Origin of the sequence: Bacillus sp. OV166 (assembly GCF_900177675.1) — a bacterium.
In the GTDB taxonomy this organism is placed as follows: domain Bacteria; phylum Bacillota; class Bacilli; order Bacillales; family Cytobacillaceae; genus Neobacillus.
The window spans coordinates 293,184-314,648 of sequence record NZ_FXWM01000002.1 but is presented as its reverse complement, the minus strand read 5'-3'; the positions used below and the strand labels follow the sequence as shown (position 1 = coordinate 314,648).

Annotated in this window: 20 protein-coding genes and 7 pseudogenes; 8 read left to right on the top strand and 19 right to left on the bottom strand. The window is 36.2% G+C overall.

All coding sequences use genetic code 11. From position 1 onward, the window contains the following. Positions 1-116: 116 nt before the first annotated feature. Both CCK98_RS33325 and CCK98_RS33320 read right to left on the bottom strand, forming a co-directional pair. Positions 117-518, bottom strand: coding sequence for a hypothetical protein (locus tag CCK98_RS33325; protein WP_088090860.1), 402 nt, complete (start codon positions 516-518; stop codon positions 117-119). Continuing rightward, positions 505-2,004 (bottom strand): FTR1 family protein, encoded by a 1,500-nt coding sequence (locus CCK98_RS33320; RefSeq protein WP_088090859.1) that lies wholly within the window; start codon positions 2,002-2,004, stop codon positions 505-507. Before CCK98_RS33320 ends, CCK98_RS33325 begins: the two co-directional genes overlap by 14 nt. 304 nt (positions 2,005-2,308) lie before the next feature. Here CCK98_RS33320 and CCK98_RS36710 point away from each other — a divergent pair. Next, positions 2,309-2,535, top strand: a pseudogene (locus CCK98_RS36710) (ferrous iron transport protein A). A 34-nt stretch (positions 2,536-2,569) separates the two neighbouring features. Here CCK98_RS36710 and CCK98_RS33310 read toward each other — a convergent pair. Together CCK98_RS33310 and CCK98_RS36705 are read right to left on the bottom strand one after the other, a co-directional pair. After that, positions 2,570-3,241 carry a phosphatase PAP2 family protein gene (locus CCK98_RS33310; protein ID WP_088090858.1) on the bottom strand — a complete coding sequence of 224 codons (672 nt, stop codon included), beginning with the start codon at positions 3,239-3,241 and terminating at the stop codon, positions 2,570-2,572. 180 nt (positions 3,242-3,421) lie between these two features. Further along, positions 3,422-3,625, bottom strand: a complete 204-nt coding sequence (locus CCK98_RS36705) for a GtrA family protein (RefSeq protein WP_256942646.1) — start codon at positions 3,623-3,625, stop codon at positions 3,422-3,424. 1,234 nt (positions 3,626-4,859) lie between these two features. Here CCK98_RS36705 and CCK98_RS37160 point away from each other — a divergent pair. Next, positions 4,860-6,377, top strand: coding sequence for a hypothetical protein (locus tag CCK98_RS37160; RefSeq protein WP_088090857.1), 1,518 nt, complete (start codon positions 4,860-4,862; stop codon positions 6,375-6,377). 531 nt (positions 6,378-6,908) lie between these two features. On the opposite strand, the gene CCK98_RS33290 is transcribed toward CCK98_RS37160, so the two are convergent. After that, complete coding sequence (locus CCK98_RS33290; protein WP_088091085.1) at positions 6,909-7,466, bottom strand: class I SAM-dependent methyltransferase; 558 nt, start codon at positions 7,464-7,466, stop codon at positions 6,909-6,911. Positions 7,467-7,685: 219 nt separating this feature from the next. On the opposite strand from CCK98_RS33290, the gene CCK98_RS33285 reads away from it, so the two are divergent. Next, the gene (locus CCK98_RS33285) at positions 7,686-8,303 is read left to right on the top strand and encodes a DedA family protein (RefSeq protein WP_179196068.1); all 618 of its coding nucleotides are present in this window, start codon (positions 7,686-7,688) and stop codon (positions 8,301-8,303) included. A 134-nt stretch (positions 8,304-8,437) separates the two neighbouring features. Further along, positions 8,438-8,830, top strand: a complete 393-nt coding sequence (locus CCK98_RS33280) for a transposase (protein WP_088090855.1) — start codon at positions 8,438-8,440, stop codon at positions 8,828-8,830. Positions 8,831-8,923: 93 nt separating this feature from the next. Here CCK98_RS33280 and CCK98_RS33275 read toward each other — a convergent pair whose 3' ends face one another. Continuing rightward, positions 8,924-9,142, bottom strand: a complete 219-nt coding sequence (locus CCK98_RS33275) for a GNAT family N-acetyltransferase (protein WP_088090854.1) — start codon at positions 9,140-9,142, stop codon at positions 8,924-8,926. Positions 9,143-9,174: 32 nt separating this feature from the next. Between CCK98_RS33275 and istA the strand changes: the two are divergent. Further along, a pseudogene (gene istA / locus CCK98_RS33270) lies at positions 9,175-10,212 on the top strand (IS21 family transposase); the annotation flags it as partial. A gap of 7 nt (positions 10,213-10,219) precedes the next feature. On the opposite strand, the gene CCK98_RS33265 reads toward istA, so the two are convergent. The 4 genes and pseudogenes from CCK98_RS33265 to CCK98_RS33250 form a co-directional block, all read right to left on the bottom strand. Continuing rightward, positions 10,220-10,921: a ZIP family metal transporter gene (locus CCK98_RS33265; RefSeq protein ID WP_088091084.1), complete on the bottom strand. Its 702-nt coding sequence runs from the start codon at positions 10,919-10,921 to the stop codon at positions 10,220-10,222. 509 nt (positions 10,922-11,430) lie between these two features. Then, positions 11,431-11,700 (bottom strand): annotated as a pseudogene (locus CCK98_RS33260) (transposase); the annotation flags it as partial. Positions 11,701-11,827: 127 nt separating this feature from the next. Then, positions 11,828-12,472, bottom strand: a complete 645-nt coding sequence (locus CCK98_RS33255) for a YrrS family protein (protein WP_179196067.1) — start codon at positions 12,470-12,472, stop codon at positions 11,828-11,830. Positions 12,473-12,794: 322 nt separating this feature from the next. Further along, a pseudogene (locus tag CCK98_RS33250) lies at positions 12,795-13,143 on the bottom strand (VOC family protein). 609 nt (positions 13,144-13,752) lie between these two features. Between CCK98_RS33250 and CCK98_RS33245 the strand changes: the two are divergent. Further along, positions 13,753-14,325: pseudogene (locus CCK98_RS33245) on the top strand (GNAT family N-acetyltransferase). A 278-nt stretch (positions 14,326-14,603) separates the two neighbouring features. On the opposite strand, the gene CCK98_RS33240 reads toward CCK98_RS33245, so the two are convergent. The 4 genes and pseudogenes from CCK98_RS33240 to CCK98_RS33225 all read right to left on the bottom strand — a co-directional run bounded on the left by CCK98_RS33240 (position 14,604) and on the right by CCK98_RS33225 (position 17,018). Then, entirely contained in the window at positions 14,604-15,035 is a 432-nt protein-coding gene (locus CCK98_RS33240) for a VOC family protein (RefSeq protein WP_088091083.1), read from the bottom strand. A 260-nt stretch (positions 15,036-15,295) separates the two neighbouring features. Beyond that, a pseudogene (locus CCK98_RS33235) lies at positions 15,296-15,743 on the bottom strand (GNAT family N-acetyltransferase). 112 nt (positions 15,744-15,855) lie between these two features. Next, positions 15,856-16,424: pseudogene (locus CCK98_RS33230) on the bottom strand (DUF1572 domain-containing protein). Positions 16,425-16,802: 378 nt separating this feature from the next. Beyond that, complete coding sequence (locus CCK98_RS33225; RefSeq protein WP_088090850.1) at positions 16,803-17,018, bottom strand: spore germination protein; 216 nt, start codon at positions 17,016-17,018, stop codon at positions 16,803-16,805. A 443-nt stretch (positions 17,019-17,461) separates the two neighbouring features. Here CCK98_RS33225 and yjcZ point away from each other — a divergent pair, with 443 nt between their 5' ends. Both yjcZ and CCK98_RS33215 read left to right on the top strand, forming a co-directional pair. Continuing rightward, the gene (gene yjcZ / locus CCK98_RS33220) at positions 17,462-17,599 is read left to right on the top strand and encodes a sporulation protein YjcZ (protein WP_088090849.1); all 138 of its coding nucleotides are present in this window, start codon (positions 17,462-17,464) and stop codon (positions 17,597-17,599) included. A gap of 86 nt (positions 17,600-17,685) precedes the next feature. After that, the gene (locus CCK98_RS33215) at positions 17,686-17,766 is read left to right on the top strand and encodes a YjcZ family sporulation protein (protein WP_269320614.1); all 81 of its coding nucleotides are present in this window, start codon (positions 17,686-17,688) and stop codon (positions 17,764-17,766) included. A 435-nt stretch (positions 17,767-18,201) separates the two neighbouring features. Here CCK98_RS33215 and CCK98_RS33210 read toward each other — a convergent pair whose 3' ends face one another. The 5 genes from CCK98_RS33210 to CCK98_RS35875 form a co-directional block, all read right to left on the bottom strand. Continuing rightward, on the bottom strand, positions 18,202-18,603 hold the full coding sequence (locus CCK98_RS33210) for a terminase small subunit (protein WP_088090848.1): 402 nt from the start codon (positions 18,601-18,603) through the stop codon (positions 18,202-18,204). Positions 18,604-18,639: 36 nt separating this feature from the next. After that, positions 18,640-18,828, bottom strand: coding sequence for a hypothetical protein (locus tag CCK98_RS33205; protein ID WP_142292256.1), 189 nt, complete (start codon positions 18,826-18,828; stop codon positions 18,640-18,642). 27 nt (positions 18,829-18,855) lie between these two features. After that, a complete protein-coding gene (locus tag CCK98_RS33200) occupies positions 18,856-19,089 on the bottom strand; it encodes a hypothetical protein (protein ID WP_088090846.1) in 234 nt (77 codons plus the stop codon). Positions 19,090-19,451: 362 nt separating this feature from the next. Next, positions 19,452-20,390, bottom strand: a complete 939-nt coding sequence (locus tag CCK98_RS33195) for a virulence-associated E family protein (protein ID WP_179196066.1) — start codon at positions 20,388-20,390, stop codon at positions 19,452-19,454. Between the two features lie 44 nt (positions 20,391-20,434). Continuing rightward, positions 20,435-20,740 (bottom strand): hypothetical protein, encoded by a 306-nt coding sequence (locus CCK98_RS35875; protein WP_179196065.1) that lies wholly within the window; start codon positions 20,738-20,740, stop codon positions 20,435-20,437. Positions 20,741-21,465: the final 725 nt, after the last annotated feature.

Sequence of the window (21,465 nt, the reverse complement as noted above, 5' to 3'; positions counted from 1 at the left end):
GCAACATCGTACCCGTTGCAGTGTTTCAACTCACTATTTTGGATTCAATTTATTAGCCAGATTTTCATTATGAAAAAGAAAATGCGATAACCCCCAAGGGAGTTACCGCGTGTTTGTTATTTTAATTTTTCAACATCAGATAATACCGTATCAAGTTCATCTGCTGCTTTATTAAGGGTTTGTTCATCAAGTGGTTCTGATTTTGCCCCCGCCTCAATTGTATGAAGTGGTGTTTCAACCTTTTCGTATAAGTCAGCACTCTTATCTTTCACTTCATCTTCAAATGTTTGCCATGATTTTTCTAGATTTTCTCCACTTGCTTTTACTTTGGCAGCATCCTTTGTATTTAATTGTGTTTTCAAATCAGAAATTGTTTGTCTCATTTCCTTCGCACCGTCACTAATGGAAACTGTTGTCTTTTTCTCCTCTGTCTTTTTGTCTGTATTTGCTCCACCACATGCAGCCAATGTTAAAGAAGATGCTAATAAAATTGGAACGATAAATTTACGCGATGTCATTTAAGTTTCCCCCAATTTGTAACTTTACTTTATAGTCTTTTCTTTTATTTATTATTGCGGCAAATGCCGCAACAACTAGCAAGATCATCTGTGGGATAAAACTCTCCCAGGTTGAATATAAGGCAAAAAAGTCTATCGTTGGAATTGGTGCTTGGGTGGCAGGTAATAGCCCTGCAAGCTGTAATCCATGAATCCCCATGCCTGTAAATTTGAAGCATAAATAAAACATTAGAATACTTGATACCAAAAAGAATGGACGCATCGGAATTTTCAACCCTACCTTAAGGATGAGGTAAGATAAAATAACAAGTATGAAGAGTCCAATGGCAATACCTAATAAAAGAGAAGTCATTTTTATCGATGAAGCCATGCCAATAAAGAATAAGACTGTTTCTGTACCTTCACGAAAAACAGCAAGAAAAGATAAAAGAGCTAAAGATATTAGGCTTCCTGTATCCAAGGCTTTTGTACTTTGCGTACGAATGTATCTCTGCCATTCCGAATTACTTGATTTACTATGAAGCCAATAGCTCATGTATAGGAGCATGACAGCTGCAAATACCCCTGTCCATCCTGTAATTAAGAAATTATTACTTCCAAATGCTCCAGCTGAAAATAAAAGGTTAACAATAGTCCCAAGAATAATACTTACTCCTATTCCTGATCCTACCCCTATCCAAATCCATTTACTTTTCTCTTCATGACCCGCTTTTCTTAAAAATCCAAGCAAGGCGACAACAACAAGCAATCCCTCTAATCCTTCACGCAGAAGAATCGTAATTGCATCCATCATGTTATAACTTGTCTTAGATACAAGTGGTGAAAGATAATCTCGCATTCCTTCAATAGTCTTTTTAGCTCCTGATACATCATTGGAGGAAAGCATCGAGTAAGATGCAACCATATCCCTTTCCGCATCACTGTATATTTTTGAGGATTGTGTAAGCACTACACCCTCGACATTCAACCACGATTTTCGGAATTTTTCTATATCTGCTTTTGCTCCCTGAATATTATTGTCCTTAATTTTTGCAAGTGACTGATTTAGCAATGAAACTAGTTCAGCTACATCTCCCTTTTGAGCAGGGCTGTTGCTACTTTTATCGGACGTTGCGGGAAACTTACCATCTATAAACTTTTGATTTATGTTTTTTAATCCTAAAAGCGCATTTTTCACTTTGTCTTGATTTATTGGTTGCTGAGCTAAAGCAAATGATACTTGCCCCATGTTATCTTCAATATCATGATAAGCCTGCTGCGATTGTTTTTTAACTCCATCTTCTATTGAAAGCCATATAGTTCTAAAAGTATTGAATTGCTCGGAGGCCGCATCCATCTCTCCCTTATCCACTGATTGAATAGTTTCAGTAATTATTTTATTTGCTCGCTGCAAATCATCCGAAGCACTAGCAGCAAAACTGTTACTTGGAAGGATGGTAAAAGCTGTAAGCAAAATCAACAAAGCAGTAAATAGCTTGCTTCTCATAATTTCCTCCTAATGTACATTATTAATTTTTTTATATTTTATTAGTTTAATAATGAAAATCATTTTCAATTAATTCTAAAAAAATTATATTTTAATTGAGAATGAAAGTCAATGTCATTTTCTTTAACATTATGGATGTCTTTTATTCTTTTGGTCTTTCAATCTTTTGATTTTCCGGTTTTCTGCTCGTACGGTATGGCGGCGTAAGCCATAAATCGATCGGGAACCTATGGAATGTAGTCGCTAGCCGTACTATCTGTGATAATCTGGAAAAATTTTGAATTTATTATGATGGGTGATAGACATTTTTAGTTTATTAAAAATAGGGGATAAGAGAAAAATTATTGACATTCTCAGGTTGGTCACCTTGTTCAAAGACGCTTGCTTGATTTAGGAATTACTGAATGTTCAGAGGTTTGTGTTAAATTTGTGATGCCATTTGGAGGCTCCATCATGATTGAATCGTGTCAGTGTGTAGGATTATTTATACTGAACTGCTTTAATAAACTCCATAATAAAAGAGGCTGTTGAACAACCTCCTGTATACTCGCATCACTTCAATTTTTCAATCCGAAGATTTATCAGTTCTATCCCCTAACTTATTACGCTTTTCTTGGTAAAATTGGAAAAACCAAATAGCTGTCGCCAACCAGAAGCCACTTGCGAAATAACCCCCAACAATATCACTAGGGTAATGTACCCCTAAATAAATCCGACTAATCCCGATTGCAAGAATCATGAAAATACTAAAAAGGATAAGAATGCTTCTTCCCAATTTTCTTGGAATATGACGCCATAATAAAAATGTGATGATTGCATAAACGGTGAAGGCATTCTTAGCATGGCCACTGGGGAAACTGTATCCTCCTACGTCAATTAAGCGATGTAAGTTGGGCCGAACACGATGAAACAACTGTTTTAAAAGTCCATTTAAAGCGGATGAGCCTATTATTGAAGCAATAAATAAAAGTAATTCCATTCGATGGTGTAATACTTTATAGAGAAAAAACAATAAAATAAGGCTCAGGACAATCACAAAGGGTGCAGACCCTATAAAAGTAAAAAATTTCATAACACTTGTCAAGGATGGTGATTCCAATCCTTGAATAGCTGCGATGACCTTGCTGTCAAAGTGAAGGATCTTATAATCACTGATTAATAAAGACATTAAACTAAAGCCCAAAATACAAACGGTACTAATGATAAATGCAATGACAAGATGTGATTTTAATTTCATAAATGATAATCCTCTTTTTTTTGAATATTTACATTTCCTGCCTTTATTTTATTGATAGGAAACACAAATAATCTCTGTCCAAATAATTTAACACCGTATACAACCCTGTACTTATCAAGATGGCTAAGTCTGATTTTACCTTTATATTAAAGAGATCATTCGATTGTAGAATCCATACCGCTACTTTTTCCCTAAATCAAAGGAAATAAAGTAGCAGCACAATATGACTATTACAAATCGGAATGCACTATGAGTTACCGAATTTTCGGTATTAAATGTAAAGTTTCTGTTTAAAAAGTAGCTAACACATGCCCCTAACGTATTACCAAGAAAAGTAGATAGCCAATAGGAAAAACCAAATGCATGAAAAAAATGTACATCAATAATCCAACTATAGTATTAACAATACCTACTAGGATAAAGCGTATAAATGAATATTTCATACTAACTCCTAATGAACAACAGCTTCTTTTTACTGATGCTCCTTTAATTTAACAGAATATGATATAAAAAATGAAAAGCCGACCATTACAACAGCGCGCCTTTTATGAAGTACTAAAAGCATATTTTCTCGGTATTGTAATTGAGAAATTATGCTTTTTAATATTTGGATTTCCTACCGTTGTAAATCCGGATTTTTTTCCTAACGCTACCCCTTATTTGTGATGACAAGCGATATATACAATCTTTAAGATTGCTAGAAATTGTCGGTTTCACATCTTTTATTTTTCTGAACGGATTTCTATTATTTATATCCACCCCCTTTAATTTACAGGTTTCCCCAAAACAAAAAGAGCCGTGAAAATGGCTCTTTTTTTGACCAAGTGTCATTTTAACCAGATGTTAGTTTATGGCAGTATGTTTTTTATAGAAAATAGCCGAAATTAAACAGTTTGTGAATAAAAACCTGTATATTTTCGGTTTATTAAAGTTTTTCTATATTAAGTTAAAGCACCCTTTACTTTAAGTGTATTTCTTCACAAACTTTTCGAAAGGAATTTAATGAGGTTTTACAATATTGTAAAACCTGATGAATGGATAATATAAGGAAAAGATTGAGATACCATCACAATGAAATTGGGATAGACTTGAAAACCTTAATATTTCCCCTTTCTGGTAAAATAACTTCAAGTAATCCCTTCTCATCCTTTTCTTCTACCAGTATGAAAAATTACTTTCCCTCCTTCAACACTCCTGGCCCTTAAGTACAAGAAGAAAATGCCGCTTAAACTTAATAGACACTTAAGTTTATTTTAATCAGTTTTTAATAAATAGCCCCCCAATTTCTATTATAGTAGAGAAGTAGAGACTAACATCATCTCAAATGAAAATAAGCGATGGAAACAATGACTACTTCCAAAAAGGAGATGCGTTCCTTTTTAAGAAAACTTAGCATTTTCTGAACAAACTGAAATAGTCCTACCTTCAGATCGGTAAATGATAAGCAAAGAAACACAAGTCACCATATTTTTTGAAATCGTCAAGATTATGGCAACCATTGTGGGAGAAACAGCGCGGACCTCCTAAATGATAAACTTGGATTTGGATGGGTATCCTTGTTTAGAGAGAGAAATAAAATTAAGTTGTGGGAAACCACTTTAAAGAAAGGAGATTATATATGCAAGAAAACCAAAATAAAATGAAAATTTTACTTAACAAAGTGCCACAAGTGACGATTTTCTTTTGGATCATCAAAATTTTGTGTACAACTGTTGGTGAAACATTTGCTGATTTCATCAATTTCAACATTGGACTTGGTTTAACTCTTACTACCATTATTATGGGAGCTGCATTTTTTATTGCATTGTTTTTTCAATTTAAAGCAAGCAAATATGTACCAGCGATTTACTGGGTAACAGTTGTTCTTATAAGCGTATTTGGAACATTGGTAACGGATAACTTGACAGATAATATGGGCGTACCACTTGAGGTTAGCACAGCTGTTTTCTCGGTGCTACTAGGACTGACTTTTCTATTATGGTATCTTAGTGAAAAAACACTATCGATCCACTCGATTTTTACTAGAAAAAGAGAGGTTTTCTACTGGCTTACGATCCTTTTCACCTTTGCACTTGGAACAGCGGTCGGCGATTTATATTCCGAACAACTTGGTTTTGGTTATCTTAACACAGGAATAGGCGTTGTTATTATTATTGCTCTTGTGTTCTTAGCTTATAAATTTTTGAAACTTGACGGAGTATTAGCTTTCTGGATTGCGTATATTTTAACTCGTCCGCTTGGAGCGTCAATTGGAGATTACCTATCTCAATCAAAAGTAAATGGCGGATTAGGACTCGGGACAACCGTTACGAGTGTGATTTTTCTTATCGCTATTTTAGCGATCATCGTTTTCCTTGCCGTTTCAAAAATTGATACAAATGCTAAAAGTGATATAGCGGAAACAAACCAAAGAAATGCAAATAAGAAACATGTGCTAACACAAACGATTGTTGTACTCGTAATTTTCTTAGTTGTTGGTATAGGTGGTTATAACTGGCGCAGTAATAATATTGCATCACAAGGTGCTGAAGAGCAAGCTACATTAGCAGGTCAATTAAACGATTTTGTTAAAATTGAAAATGATATGCTAAACGCTGTAAATAAAAACGACTTTTCTTCAGCAAAAAAAGGCGCTGATAATTTGGAACATCAGTGGGATACACAAGAACCTAAGCTTCGAAAAATTGATAGCACTACATGGACAAAAATTGATGGAACAATTGACTCTGTGCTAGCAGCAGTTCGTTCTTCAAAACCTGATGTTAAACAAAGCAAAACAGCACTTACTAATTCACTTAGTGTCTTAAAAGGTGCAAATAAATCAACATCAAAATCTGGTGCCTCACAAACTACATTATCTGGACAGTTAAACGATTTTGTAAAAATCGAAAATGATATACTAAACGCTGTAAACAAAAATGACTTTGCTTCAGCAAAAAAAGGGGCAGATGAATTAGAACATCAATGGGACACACAGGAACCTAAGCTTCGAAAAATCGATGGCGCTTCATGGACGAAAATTGATGGAACAATTGATGTTGTATTAGCAGCAGTTCGTTCATCGAATCCTGATGTAAACAAGTGTAAAACAGCACTTAACAATTCACTTAGTACCATAAACGCAGCAAATAAATAATAATCTTAGGAATCGCCTATCGCGGTTCCTTTTTAAATGGAACTCTTATTAAACTGCTTCTTGCTGGTTGGATAAGTACCGCTTCCATCAATATTAATATTCCTAATTGGGCGGGAGTCTGGTTCTGTATATTCCCTACCGTAAAGACACTATCTTTCCAAGCACTAGCAGTTATCTATGTATTGGGTTCTTATTTCGCTGCTCGTTATTTGACAATGAGAAAAGCAATGAAACAAAAAATGATTCCAAACAAGGTAAATCCTACTGTAATAAATCAGTGAAAAGAAAAGAGCAGATCAAATGGTTTGCTCTTTTTTTGGAGTTACACTGCAAATTGAAAATAACTGGATTGAATACTTGAGATGACTTAAACCAAACCAAATCCTACTTTTATGCTGACTCAATAAAACCGCAAGTGCTAAAGAAAATGAACATATTGTTACTTGGAATCGAAGAATTTGAAAAAAGTTACTCAAACAACAGTTATAAAGGTACCTAACGACTTAATTCTCATTTTGGTGGCTTTCAATGTTATGCCCGACAAATAAATACATATGCAGGAGGAACATTCCAATGTACCTTTTTCACCTCAATATGAGTGAAGAAGGATTCGAAGAACTCTTTCTTAAATTGGCTATACTGGAAAGTAATGAACTCTCCTTTATTTTCCAATATATCCTTAGTTTTCATTAAAATATTTTTAGAAACACTGATAGGTAAGCTCGTAAAAGGCAATCCTGAGACAATGTAATTCACCTTTGAAACTTGATATTCTTGGATATAACGATCTATTCTTTCAGCGGAGTCATGGATAATGTGTACATTTCGGAAACCGCAGTATCTATCCTTCAATGTATCATAAAATCCTTCGTTGGATTCAATTACTAACAATACAGTCTTATCCTCTTTATGTTCAATGAGCTGTTCAGTAAAAATCCCAGTACCTGGCCCATATTCGACAATACTTTTAGCATTAGCAAATTGGATAGGTGCAATCATTTGTTTAGCAAGTTGTTTAGAGCTAGGTATAACAGCACCAACTGTTCTTGGATGCTTGATAAATTGTTTAATAAACTCTATCTCGTGCATCTTAAGCCTCCCATTCATACGAATATGGAATAGCTTTATTATTATTCCCATTTTTCTTTACTCCCTACAATGAAGACGCTACCACAATTAAAATGTGTTTTGAAAGGCTAATGTGAGAATAACTTTAGAAGTAGGGACAAAACTAAGCCAACTTGAGGAAGTCTGTTAATTAAACGGCTTATAAAACATCCTGTAATCATTGAAAGAAGAGGAATCATCATGCAGCATTTTAATTATCTTATCGAGCATTTCGGATATTTCGGCATCTTTATCGCGTTAGTTGGCGGGATTATTGGATTGCCTTTACCGGACGAAGTTCTTCTTACATTTGTCGGTTATAATATCTATCAAGGTAGAATGTCTTTTCTACCCTCAATTTTGTTTGCATTAATAGGAACGTGTGTAGGAATCTCCCTTAGTTACTTTTTAGGAATGAAATTAGGTCTGCCTTTTTTACGCAAGTTCGGTCCAAAAATCCATATAACGGAACCTAGAATAGTTAAAACAAAAAAATTATATTCTAAGTTAGGACCGTATTTGCTTATTATTGGATACTTTATTCCTGGCGTGCGTCATATTACTGCCTATCTTGCTGGCATAAATGGCTATTCAATCAAAAGGTTCTCTTTATTTGCTTTTACAGGTGCGGCATTATGGTGTATTACTTTTATTACGCTAGGAAATTTTCTTGGTCCACAATGGAAAATTGTTCACGAGTACGTATCCAAATATAGTATGTATATGTTTGCATTAGGGATTTTTGTTGTTGTAATTGTTTCAATTATTTTTTGGCAAAAAAGGGGGGAACGAAAAAAGAGTCATTTACAAAGAACATAATATTCCCTTTTGAACCATGACTTTATAGTAGGTTTATGACCTTTCCAACAAAAATCTTAAATTGTGAAGAAATATTATTTCTATTCCATCTTTATAATGGATAAAAACAAACGTTTCTTGAAAGGGTGTTTAAAATGACCAAATACCAACAAATGAGTTTGATTTCTTTCCAAAAACAGTTTTCAACTCAGGAGGCTTGTCATGACCATCTATTTTCATTGAAATGGTCGAACGGCTATTGTTGTGAGAAATGCAGTCATGATGCTTATTTTGAGACGAAAACGCGTAAGAAAAGGCTTTATGAATGCAAAAAATGCCGTTATCAAGCCACTGTTACCGTTGGAACCGTGATGGAAAAAACAAGAACGGACTTAACTAAGTGGTTTTTAGCCATTTATTTAATCGCTCATGATAAACGCGGTTTATCTGCGACAAGGCTTCCCGTTCTGTCCGCAATTCATACAAGAACTTGTTATAACAGTAAAATGAGCATACCAATTATGACAGAAGTTTCTTTTGCTTTTTAATATTTACTTCTTTTATTCAACAATCTGGCCCAATTCATAAAGAAGGCGCATTTCTTGCTACAGAAATGCGCCCGATTGCGGAAGATCACACCTTTATTTTTTAACTCTATACCAATATCTGTATTGTTCTTTAAATCCCAATTTATAATAAAGGTTTAATGCAGGAATATTATTTAATTCAACTTGAAGATAGGCATTCTTAGCCCCATTTTCTTTACCCCACTGTATCAAATATATCAAATATCTAATTAATTTGGCTCCATAACCTTTGTTCCTATATTTTTCATGCGTTACAATATCAAATAATCCTATGTATTCATCTTCTAAAACACCTAGGCCACAAGCTACGACTGAATCAACCCGCTAAAAAGAAGGTGGACACGAAAGGCAGTAAATTAGATCCTTATAAGCCATATATTTTGCAAAGGGTAAAAGAAGGAACTACTAACTGTGAGGTTTTACTAGATGAGATTGAAGCTCTTGGTTACACAGGGAAGTTAACTATTTTAAGGGATTTTGTAAGACCTTTTAGAGAAAGTCCAAAGAAACAAGCAACCTTACGGTTTGAGACGCCTCCAGGAAAACAGGCTCAGATGGATTGGGCTCATGTAGGAAAATATGATGTTGATGGAGAGATAAAAGAAGTTTATGCCTTTGTTATGGTTCTAGGTTATTCAAGGATGAAATACATCGAGTTTACTATCAGTATGGATTTAGAAACTCTAATGAAATGTCATATGAATGCATTCTCATATTTTAATGGAGTACCTGAGCAAATACTCTATGACAATATGAAAACAGCAGTAATCAAACATACCCCTGTTGAGATACGATTTAATAGAAAGTTTGAGGATTTCCTTGCCTACTATGGAATAGTGCCGAAGGCATGTAAACCAAGTAGACCTCAAACAAAAGGAAAAGTTGAGAACGTTGTTGGTTATTTAAGGAAAAATTTTATGAAACGCAAACATCAACCCACACTACACTCATTGAATGAGAATGTTAGATTATGGCTAGATAAGACTGCAAATAAAAAACTAAACGGTACAACAAATGAGTCACCATTGAAGAGATTTGAGATAGAACAGAAATACTTAGGCAACTCAAACATGAAGCCCTCTTTTCCAATTTCACATTGGGAAATACGAGAAGTTAGCAGAGATTCATTCGTCTCTTACAAAGGGAAACGGTATTCTGTACCATTCAGATTTGCAAATAAACAAGTGAAGATAAAAGAAACCTTAGATCATCATTTAGAGATATTTGATGAATTTGAGTGCATAGCGAAGCACCCTCTTTTAACAGGAAAAGCTGAGGCACATATGAAGTTAGAACACTATAAAAAAGGATTGAATGAGACAACTAAAGGTTTGGCGACCCGTCCCAAATTTAGATTGACAACTCAATAATAAAAATCATCGTTAATAGTCCCATGACAAAAGAAAAGGTTGCCGATCGTTCGTTTCCATCTCCATGGCTTTCAGGAATTAACTCTTTATACACAACAAAAAGCATGGCTCCGGCTGCAAATGCTAGTCCATATGGTACGATATTAAGGAATTGGTCAGTTAAATTGATTCCAAGAAAAGCTGATACAAACTCAATAGCTCCTGTAAAAGCAGTATATAAAAAAGCTTGTACTTTAGGAATACGATTAGAAACTAAAAATAAGCATACAAGAAATCCTTCCGGTATATTTTGAAGTCCAATTGAAAAGGAAACAAGGGATCCTAAACCCTCATATTTACTAGCATAGCTGACTCCTACTGACAGTCCCTCTGGTATATTATGTATAGCCATAGCAGCTATTAATAGAAGTGGCCTTGCTTGTCCAGAACCATGGGTTGAATGGTCAACTTCTTCATGTGGTAAGATAATTTCTAATATGGTAAGCATAGCTGTCCCGAGTAAAATCCCTAAAGTTAATACGAACATGTTTGAAAGCTTTAAGGTAGAAGGAATTAATGCATAGGTAGACGCTGCAACCATAATCCCTGCACTATATGCCAATAAATTATCCTTAACGCGGTGCGATACATTGTTTAATAACAAAGCAGGCACCGCTCCAACCGCAGTACATAATGCACTCATAATTATTCCTAAATTAGTCCCCACATAAAACCACCTTTAATCATTTTTTATTGCATTATATGTACAACCACTGTAAAAAAGACAGGTTTCAATTAACCTAAAATCAAAGACGATTAGCCTTACTTCCTACAGAAGTAAGGCTAATCGTCTTTCGTTGTAACAATATTCAAAAGCATATTGTTGTTTTTAATGAACCATATGCGTGAAGATGTGCTCCCCTTTTGTGTTTTGACAAGTATCTACTTACTCCATTTTTACTTCCAGGGGTAGTGTCAGGAAAATGCGGATTTACAACGTTAAGGAAAATCGAATATTAATAAGCCCAATTCCTCTATATTATAATAGAGAAATTGGGCTCCTTTTCGTTACTCCATTAAAGCGCCGAATGCTGAACAAAGATCAAATGGGACTCTTCCACACAACTCCGTCCCGAATCAAGGTGCAGTATGTACTGCATCCTCTCTTAAAATCCTGTGTTGTGAATGTGTATTAATAAAGATTGCCTACACTTAACCTAGCTTTGCTAGGTGTGTGGCAATCATTTTCATGTTCTGAGAAGCGGCAGCTAGAAGGTCCTGCGCACTTGCATTCTTTAATCCCCGTAATCGGCAATAGCGAAGCCCATGCAGAACTTTTGAATCTGCAAAGCTTCGCTCAATTTTTTCTTTTCTGAATTTATTATGCATCCTTCCTGATTTAGAAAACCGGTTTAATCTTACTTTTTCCTTGTGCTCTTCCCAAACATGACGTGTCACTACTTTTACTTTATTTTTGGACCGCATTTGATATATATATATTATAACAAATTAACGCGGTAAATTATTAAAGAAAATAAGTGAAATAAAAGGCTGTCGAGTGTTTCTCGACAGCCTGAGGATGTCCCTTAGGTACATCCTATTTCCCTTTTTATGAAGCTGGTTCAACTTTTGTTGCTTTATAGCCTGAGCCATCCCATTGGAGATACACACGATATTTTTGCGAGCCTTTTGCTTTTGCTGATACAGTCCCGACTGAGCCGCCTGGGTTGCTTTTGTCGCTCCCTAAAAACCATACAATCATATTGCTTTGATCTATTCCAGCAGCAGAAGAGATTGTCTGCAGCATCTCCTGCCAATCTTGAGAACTTGAATCATAGCTTGTAATATGCTGCTGACCCGTTTGTGCCGGTGTTTCCGGTGCTGGTGATGTTGTTGAACTTGACTGCGAGCTACCCAAAGAAGATGAGGATGAATTGCCTGCTGATGCTGTATCACTATTCGTTTGATCATTTTGAGTTTGATCTTGGGACGATGAGTCGTCATTTGTTTGATTGCTTGTTGAACTCTTTTTCGCAGCTGGCTTATCCTTCTTTATGTTGTGATCCGATTGTTTTTCGGATGAGGCTTGAACACTTTTTTGGGATGCTGCCTTGTTATCTCCCGACGAAAAAATCGAATACGAAACAAATGCAATAAGTATAAGTACGATTACAATTGATCCGTTTAAAATGAAATTGGTTTTTTTTCTTTTTGCTCTGGACGTTGCACGTGAATTGCCTTTAAAATTATTCAAAATAACCACTCTCCCAAAACCGAGAATGTCACCATTCTACCACGTGTGGTGAAAAACTTGAAGTATTTTATCACAATATTCCACATTTTGGTACCTTATATCTATTTACTGATACCTTTCATAAAGCATTTTAACCCTTTCGGAAAACAACTGATAAGCCCCTTTTTCGTTGCCAGTCACATCCTAATTAACCGTAACTAGTGCATATTTGGGTTGATGGTAAGAAAAGTAGCCGGCAAACCATTTATTATGCAGCTGCCGCCGCAGCTCCTTTATTAAACTCAAGCACAAGGTAGCTCAATAACAAATGAATTACAACTCGCTATTTCTCCCAAAGCTCGACCAGTCGACCTTCTGGATCTTCAATCCAAATAAACTTTCCAAATTCACTAATCTCTTTTTTCTTTACAAAGAGGTACACCAATATGTTCAAGATGCTTAATAGTCTCGTTTAGATTATGTACTTGGAAATTTAACATCACTTGTTGTTCTGTTGGAAAATAACTGTCATTCTCGGTAAAGAAAGAAAAGATAGTTTCATTTCCTAATTGGGGTTTTATCACAGTCCCATTCCAATTTTCTATTTCAATCTTCAACACTTCACTGTACCATTTTTTTATAACTTCAAGATTCTTAGTTCTCCAAAATATTCCTCCGAAACCTTTTATCACCTTATTTAACTCATGTCTGTCATCAAATTTTTAGCTATTTCCTTTTTCAACAATACTGCCCCGTTAGCTCAATTAGGAAAAGGATTTACTCCTATAAAAGTTCCCTATTGCCGTACTTTGTCTATCCAATCAAAAGACAGCAACTCTGAGATCTTTTGCTGTTTATTCCAAATTTGCTCTAATTCCAATCGCTGCCATAATTCCAATCACCGAAATAAGGATGGTTTCTAGTAGATTCAAAATAAATTCCTCCTCTGCCTTTATGAATATCTATTATACCATTTATTGCTTGATTTTTATTTGGCAGTCAATTTGTCATTCTTTTTTAAGAGTTCAACAAATGTTGTCCTAAAAAAAAATGAGGCAAATTGTTATGTCAATAACCAATCAAAATGATGAAAAACCTTAGAAAATAAAGAAAAAGAAGTGTGCCAATTCACACGTCTTTTCTAAGGTCATTTTATCACCCCTGTCACTTCGCCTATTAAACAACAAATAAAATAGCAATTTTTTTAAAGGTAGTGTTCATTTCCAAAATGAATGCTACTTTCTCTTTATATTTTGAAAATCATATATAATAGGAATAATTACCAAAATAGAGGTGGTTTTATGGAGATTGAAAAAATATACGGTAAGTTACCTGTTTTAGAAACAGAACGTCTTGTTCTTAGAAAAATAACTTTAGAAGACGTAGAAGATATGTATTCATATGGTTCGAATCAAGAAGTATCAAAATATGTAACTTGGAATACTCACCGAACATTATCAGACACAAAAGAGTTTGTCGAATTTGTATTAAGCCAATATGAAAAAAAGAAAGTGGCTCCATGGGGGATAGAATATAAAAAAAATGGAAAATTTATCGGGACTATTGATTTTGTTTGGTGGCAACTAATTCATAAAAGTGCCGAAATCGGATATGTCATTTCTCAAGAATATTGGGGAAAGGGTATAACGACTGAAGCCGCAAATGAAATCATAAAATTTGGGTTTGAAAAAATGGATTTAATTCGTATTTAGACGAGATGCTTTGTAGAAAACATTGGTTCACAACGAGTAATGGAAAAGGTAGGAATGTCTTTTGAAGGTACAATTAGAAAAGGAATGTTCGTAAAAGGAAAACACCAAGATTTAAAGATGTACTCTATATTAAAAGAAGAGTTTTCATCTCCGTATAAATAAGAAAAAGAAAAAATATTTCACTTATAAGCAGCTTGGAGTTCTCCAAGCTGCTTATCTATTGCCTCTTCTAATAATTTCTTCCTTTACTCAACAATCTTGCCCTTAAAAGTAAAAGAGCGCTATCCTTATTCAAGAAATGCGCCCGATTATTGAAGAAGCTTGGCCTCGTATGATTTACTCATTAGCCACACAACCATTGTATTTGCAACTGAGTAAGCCTCCTGTCCATTCGCGAACAGGAGGCTTTGTTTGTTGGTGGAGCGGAAGTCTGTTTGCTATTACTGCGGTTGCTCTCCTGGGACATTCACGTTGAAAGTAACGCCGAACTTGTCCTTTACTTGCCCGTACAAGGGGCTCCAATCCGTCTTCTGAAGGGGCATAATGACTTGTCCGCCGTCTTCCAAAGCGGCGAAGATTTCTCTAGCTCTAGCCTCTTCTTTGGGATGGATGGCAATCTGAATCGTATCGCCTGGCTGATAAGGCATGCCTGCGAACGTATCGCTGAACATGAGATCCGCGTCGCCGACTTTCAAGTGTGCATGCATAACGCGATCCTTCATGTCATCCGTCAACGGATGATTCGGGTCCGCCGGCATATCTCCGTACGTCATGATACCCATCACTTTCCCGCCAAGCGCTTTCTCGTAAAAATGGACCGCTTCTCTCGTGTTACCGTCAAAAAACAAATACGGGTTCAAACTAATTGACATCATTCAATAGCTCCTTAGTTCTAATTTTTTTTACAATGCTTAAGTAATTTCCAAGTGGCAGTATCCACCAACCATTATTACCCATAAATATACTTTATATCTAAGAACGTACGTTCGTCAACAAAAACATAATTGAATACTAACAATTTTTTACGTTACACTTACATTCTTTATTAGATGATCGCGCACGATTATTGAAGATCCAATCTTATTAAAGAAAAGCGCCCTTTAATGGAGTAACCATTATTAAAGTTTTCAATTTACAAGATTAGCTTCTTACCTTCATGACTCACCAAAAATCCTAGCCGATTATAAAAACGATGGGCATCGTCACGTTGCTTGTCGGTTGTCAATTGCACAAGACCACATTCCTTAGACTTCGCGATTGCGATCGCTCCTATTAACAGAGCTTCTCCTACCCTTTTCCTCGATACTGCTGATCGACCCGTACCCCTTCAATTTGTGCTCGTTTCATCCCTTGTCTTGCTAAACCAGAAATGATTGTTAATTGAATGCAGCCAATCACTGTTTGACCTTCAATAGCTAAAATAATCTGATTTCCAATTTGTGCTTCAATTGCCGCAAATGCTTCATAATAATCAGCCGGCAATGGCTCTTCTAATGTTCACGTTGAGACCCTAATTCATCATCGGCAAGTAATCGAACAATTGCTTGTAAATCTTCTTCATTAGCTATTCGAAAATTCATTAAAAATTCACTCCTTCAGAAAAAAATATCACTCTACATCACTGATTACCTACCATTTATTTTTAATATTTCCTTTAAAAAGGCGCTTTTCTAATTCAAGAAAAGTGCCCAATTACGTAATAAGCTTATTTTTCCGTTTTTTCTGCATATATTTTAAGTATTCTTCTGATTTTCCTTCTGGGATACTAAGGCTTTTCCAATCCTTATCTTTTAATTGCTTTCCAATATAAACAATTTGCCCTATATGATACGAGTAATGAGCCATCTGTCTTTCTATCGCATCAACTACCGTATGGCTTTCACTACAAATAAAAATATTCTTTAATAAATCCTGTTCTCCTAAATCACTTAATGTGTTAAAAAGTATATTCCAACCTTTTTCCCAAATTGCAATCAATTCTTGCTTTGATAGTATATTATCTTGGAATTCTTGTTCGCGATTTCTATAAGGCTTTTCTCCATCCGACGATAAAAAATCAGACCATCTAGATACCATATTTCCACTTAAATGTTTTACGATTACTGCAACACTATGTGATCCTTCATTTAAAGTCCAGTGAATATCGTCTTCTGATAATTGACTTATCGTCTTATCTCCTAGGTCTTTGACACTTTTAAACTTTTCTTGTACACTTTCAATTACTCATTTCCGATATTCAAAGTGTTTATCTTGTTAATCATCGTTAGGGCAGTGATCTGCTTTTAATAAAAACAATTACGCATATTTTAAAAACACAAAAAAAAGCCTACAAGGGCTTTTTTTGTGTTTGAAACTACATTTTATTAAGGTGTATGTGGCGTAAGGATATGGAGGTCTGGCTACACTCTAACTTATACATAGCTGAAGAATCGGGTGTATTATCCCATCCACATTCAAATAAAATCTCTACTTACACCCACTAAAGAAAAATATATTATTTTATTAGATGAGCCAGAGGCAAGAATGCATCCTGAAATAGTGGTAAAACTAGCCCTAGAGACTAAGTTTCCTATCGGTTCCAGGTAAGGGAATAGCAGGGCCCGTCATGCCTCGAATTTGCCAAACTTCTTAATTTACTTTTAATCATCAACGATTGGCTGATCCACTGCATCAGCATCTAACGAATTAGTGGAACTAACTCCATTAATCGTTACGATGTGAATACCTGTATTGTTAGTGCCTGCACCGTGATTACTCTTCACAGCGTTTTTAGGATTAACATACAAAGCACCGCCAAAATTGACAACCCCACCGTTCACAACATCAATAATTATTTGAAAAGGGATTGCTGACATATAAGAACATCCTTTACAGGTTAATAATCTAATTTATGCTGGTTTACCACTTTAGTGAAGTCCAAAACTGGTAAACTCAGAATAATTGGGTTCTAGTCTGATAGCATCATCCTCAGGCGTTCATATTCCCGTTATACGCCATCGTTTTCCAACACCCAAATTTGTTCATTTATTTAGGGTCAATTTTATTTACTTTTATTCAGCACTTGTCCCATTCAGCTTTATTCTGAGTGCATATGTTATTACTATCCAAGGCCACCAGGCATACATCAATACCTCCGAAGAGGCGTTTGCATTTATTGCAGACGCTTCTTTTCATTTTTAGAAATTGTTTAAGCAAATCGCTGATTTCTTCCTAACACGATGATGTTTGTCCAATCAACCCTTGTCTTAAGAAAATATACATAAGGAGAATAACGTTTGTCCGATTGGTGGTGATTTGTATGTGGGGCTTATGTGGCGGCGGTTATGGATACGACGGTTACGGTTATGGCGGCGGTGGCTATGGCGGCGGCAGTACTTTTGTATTAGTCGTTGTATTGTTCATTCTGTTAATCATCGTACTTTCCAGTGTCTGCTAATGTTAAATAAACAAAATAGTTGGAATTTTTTTGAGCAAAGTAAATTTAAATAAGAAAAGTTGGAGGCGTTATACATGGGTGATGGAATGGGAAGTGCTTTTGCGTTAATCGTTGTACTCTTCATATTGCTGATCATTGTCGGAACTTCTTTTATGAGTGGCTACTAAATTGTACGGAACAAAGGGCGGGTTAAGTTAATCTGTCCTTTGTCATATAGGCTTCTGAAATGAAAGGAGATGATTACACATGGGTTTTTTTCGTGATGATTTTAGAAGAGATCGATTTTTTCGTGATGACTTTAGAAGAAGAGGATTTTTCCCTTTTTTCCCATTTTTCCCTTTTTTCCCCTTTGAATTCGAAAGAGAAAGAAGAAGAAGACGCAGATTCTAATTAAGCAAATGATTTAAACAGTATAATCAGGATCATACGGGTAAGAACGTGCTGCCATCAAAGGCAGCTGTTCTTTTATTGTGCCACTTCTCCCACAATTACAAAATCCTGCTATCGCTAAGCTCTTTAGTATCAATGATTTTTTCTAGTTGAAAGGAAAGGGCAGGCCGCCCCATCCTTAATGATGACTCTTCTGGCGAGTGTGCCCGCAATTACTCTTCGCCAGGGTCACAAAATCCGAAGGTAATTTTCCCGATATGCTCATTCTTCTGTTCCACTTTGTTCGTCGCTTTGTAGCCGGCCCGATCAAGAATATCCTTTATGGCAGCTAAACGAACAGACTCGGATTCAGCAGTAGTCGCAAGCTCAAACATCTTTTTAACCGCTTGCTCTACCATCGCTGCCAGACGGTTCTGTATGCGTTCACGGCGTTCCTTTTCCAATTCGTCAATGTATTCCTTCACACGGGGATTTCTAAGCAGTCGGTAAGCCTCTTGAGACGCGCCGATTTCCGCGTACCCAGCGATAACCGCCGCCTTATGGCCATTGCTTATCTCAATATAGATTTCTACGAATTTTTTCTGCTTGTCGGTTAGACTATCAAAAGTTTTCACTAATCAATTCCCCCATTTTTGTTGCGGTAGCCGGAATTAAAAAAGGGCTGCCATTGCAATCCCTCTCACAATCATTCCTGTTCCTTCTGAAACTTCGTCTGTTCCCGTTCCATTTGCTTCTGACCCCTTAAAAGGTACTTCCCACGCTTTAAAGCTGTCGCAAAGATTTCCGTATCCTTTTGAAGCAAAGTGTTGATTTCCTTTGCCGTCAATATTACTAAGCATCGTTCCATCTGGATGCGGTACTGTCGTTCATTGGTCATTGGTGATCCCCCTTTTGCTTCTTGTCCAATTTTGCTCAAGTGCAATTTTTAATTGTTCAACTTCACTTGTTTCCCATTCACCTAAACTTCTAAGTAAACGCCAATATTTCGGTATCTCGTGGGATGGAGCGTTTAATAATTTAGGCAATAAACTTTCATAAGCTGCTCTTATTGCTGGATTTTCAACTTCATCAAATAACCCATTCAGAGTATTGTTAGTCATTTTTCTTCTCTCCTTTATATGAGGACATATATATATCCTCGTTATATGTCCTCGCTCAATCCCTTGTGGCTCTACGGATGAACCACTTTGCGGACATATGGACATATAAAAAACAGTTAGACTTAAATATGGGTTCATATATTGCTGCTTACTCCCTATTTCTAGTTTTATAGAAAAACATATGTCCTATATGTCCTCTTATAGCTGAACCCCTTGTGGCTCTATGGATGAACCCCTGTGGACATATAAAAATCATATGTCCTTTGTTTATGAGTAAAAACCATTGAATCCCTTGTGGCTCTGTGGTTCAACCCTTTCGGACATATAAAAGAGGACATATGTCCCCTTAACTGTCCCTTCGTCTATAGACGGTTGCTTTCCCGTATGGATGGAATGTTTTTCTTCCTCCAGGTACGAGTTCCCAACCTTCGAGACTTTTCAATGTAGCGTTGATTTTCCCTGGCTAGTGCTTTGTTTATATCGTTCCTGTGACGACCCAATACTTTTTCCCATACATGGAAAGCGCACGTTTCATTAAATGGTGTCCTTGTAATGGCTCCTGTTGAATAATCTTTTTCTTCGATGTATCCCCTTTGAAGCACATCCTCGATTTCCCCCGCATAAAGTCCTCTATCCGTATTTTCAGTCTGAATCTTTCTCGCTTCGTCTTCCAGCCATGCAGGTAGTTTTAATGGGATATTATCTTTCTTCATGCAATCATATCGATAGACCGCTTCCGCATATATTTGGTCCAATTCAAGCGGGAACTCTTTTTCGAACCATTTGTCTTTAACATCAACGATCCACCAAAGCCTGCCACCAGTATCGTCTTTCAAAGGCTCTTCATCATTTGTGGTCGCGATGAAAATACATTGCCTTGGCTGGCTAACCGATCTTCTTCCGTATGCTAGTCTATATTCATCGTGGGTTGAAGTGAGAAGTTGTTTTGTTCTCTTCTGATCCCCTTTGCTGACTGCCGCCATTTCTCCGAGTTCAACAAACCAATTTCCTAGCAGTTGTTCCTTGGCATTTTTGCCCCTCATATCATCAAGAGAATCGGAAAACCATTCTGGTTTAACTGCCAGCTTTTGAATTAATGATGATTTTCCTACGCCTTGCTCTCCTTTTAAGCTCAATACATAGTCAAATTTACAGCCTGGCTCAAAGGCACGTTTAACCGCTCCTACTAATGTCAATCGGGTTTGCTGTCGGGTTAACTCGGTGTCATCGGCACCGAAAAAGTCAATTAGTAATGTGGCCAATCGTGGTTTCTTGTCCCATTTATCACGAACGCTATTCAAATATTCCCGCACTGGATGGTATTGCTTTTCTGATACGACTTGATTTAAGGCATCATGGATAATATCCTTTGCTTTAATGCCGTAATGAATGGATAAATGGTTTCGTAAGCAGGAATCATCATGGTCTGTAATCGCTTTGGAAGTATCAAACCTTTGCCAAGGTACTTCTCCCACGATTTCGGGCCTTGTTCTAAAAGATTAAAAGCAAACTTCCCTTTCAACCGTTCATCGTACTGTAAAATTGTTATGGTATTGAAGGCATTGCTGTAAATTTTTCCTTTTTTCGATTGCTCTAGCTCTGTTCTCCAGTCTTCTTCTGTAGGTGAATCTTTCCCAAGTAGTTGCATCAATTCCTCGTCTGCTTGGATCGAATCTGCTTTGTTTATATCAATAGTTTAAAGTAATCTTTTGGTTGTTCCACTCCTTTCGGATGAATTCTTGAAACTAAACAACTTTTCTCTAAGGTGCTTGCAAACTTAATGCCATTGTGAAATATGCCCATAATTATTCCTCCTTTATAAAATTTAAAAAACTGCCCAATGAGGACAGTCTTTTTATGTACTATTACCGCCAGCGCTAGCTGGTAATAATTTTGTGACCGCTAGCGCGGAAAGAAATGATGAATCAAAACGGGAGGGGCGGACACACCCCCTAACCAAATTGAGTTTACGGATAAATATTCGATAATTTTTGAACGATTGTATCATGGCTATGTTGGAATTTTTCCAGCGATTTTCTCAAATCTCCTTGTGCCAAGGAAAGTGCCATTGAAATAATATCGCTGTGTTCTTCTGTAAGATGGGTAAATGCCGCGTCTACATATTCCATGCTGTATTTGATTGAATCAATTAATTTCTCTAACTCGGATAATTTCTGATGATATTCGTATACATTTTTTTCATGATATTCTACTCCCTTTCATTCTTATTCAAAAAAGGGAACACCGCTTGCGGTGATATGCTTATGCCGGGTATGCTTTTATGCATATCTTGCTGCGCTAGCAGTAATTTTTTAGATTCAAAATTGACAACGTAGTGAAAGTTATTAGTTTGAAACTAAATTTAAATACTCAAAA

Bases quoted from the DNA above. Each gene is read 5' to 3' on its own strand.
- yjcZ (WP_088090849.1), top strand. From the start codon at position 17,462: ATGTGGGGCTTATGTGGCGGCGGTTATGGATACGACGGTTACGGTTAT.
- CCK98_RS33225 (WP_088090850.1), bottom strand. From the start codon at position 17,018: ATGTCAGCAATCCCTTTTCAAATAATTATTGATGTTGTGAACGGTGGG.
- CCK98_RS33280 (WP_088090855.1), top strand. From the start codon at position 8,438: ATGACCAAATACCAACAAATGAGTTTGATTTCTTTCCAAAAACAGTTT.
- CCK98_RS37160 (WP_088090857.1), top strand. From the start codon at position 4,860: ATGCAAGAAAACCAAAATAAAATGAAAATTTTACTTAACAAAGTGCCA.
- CCK98_RS33200 (WP_088090846.1), bottom strand. From the start codon at position 19,089: ATGACTAACAATACTCTGAATGGGTTATTTGATGAAGTTGAAAATCCA.
- CCK98_RS33290 (WP_088091085.1), bottom strand. From the start codon at position 7,466: ATGCACGAGATAGAGTTTATTAAACAATTTATCAAGCATCCAAGAACA.
- CCK98_RS33265 (WP_088091084.1), bottom strand. From the start codon at position 10,921: ATGAGTGCATTATGTACTGCGGTTGGAGCGGTGCCTGCTTTGTTATTA.
- CCK98_RS33240 (WP_088091083.1), bottom strand. From the start codon at position 15,035: ATGTCAATTAGTTTGAACCCGTATTTGTTTTTTGACGGTAACACGAGA.
- CCK98_RS33285 (WP_179196068.1), top strand. From the start codon at position 7,686: ATGCAGCATTTTAATTATCTTATCGAGCATTTCGGATATTTCGGCATC.
- CCK98_RS33320 (WP_088090859.1), bottom strand. From the start codon at position 2,004: ATGAGAAGCAAGCTATTTACTGCTTTGTTGATTTTGCTTACAGCTTTT.
- CCK98_RS33205 (WP_142292256.1), bottom strand. From the start codon at position 18,828: ATGCTTAGTAATATTGACGGCAAAGGAAATCAACACTTTGCTTCAAAA.
- CCK98_RS33215 (WP_269320614.1), top strand. From the start codon at position 17,686: ATGGGAAGTGCTTTTGCGTTAATCGTTGTACTCTTCATATTGCTGATC.
- CCK98_RS33325 (WP_088090860.1), bottom strand. From the start codon at position 518: ATGACATCGCGTAAATTTATCGTTCCAATTTTATTAGCATCTTCTTTA.
- CCK98_RS33310 (WP_088090858.1), bottom strand. From the start codon at position 3,241: ATGAAATTAAAATCACATCTTGTCATTGCATTTATCATTAGTACCGTT.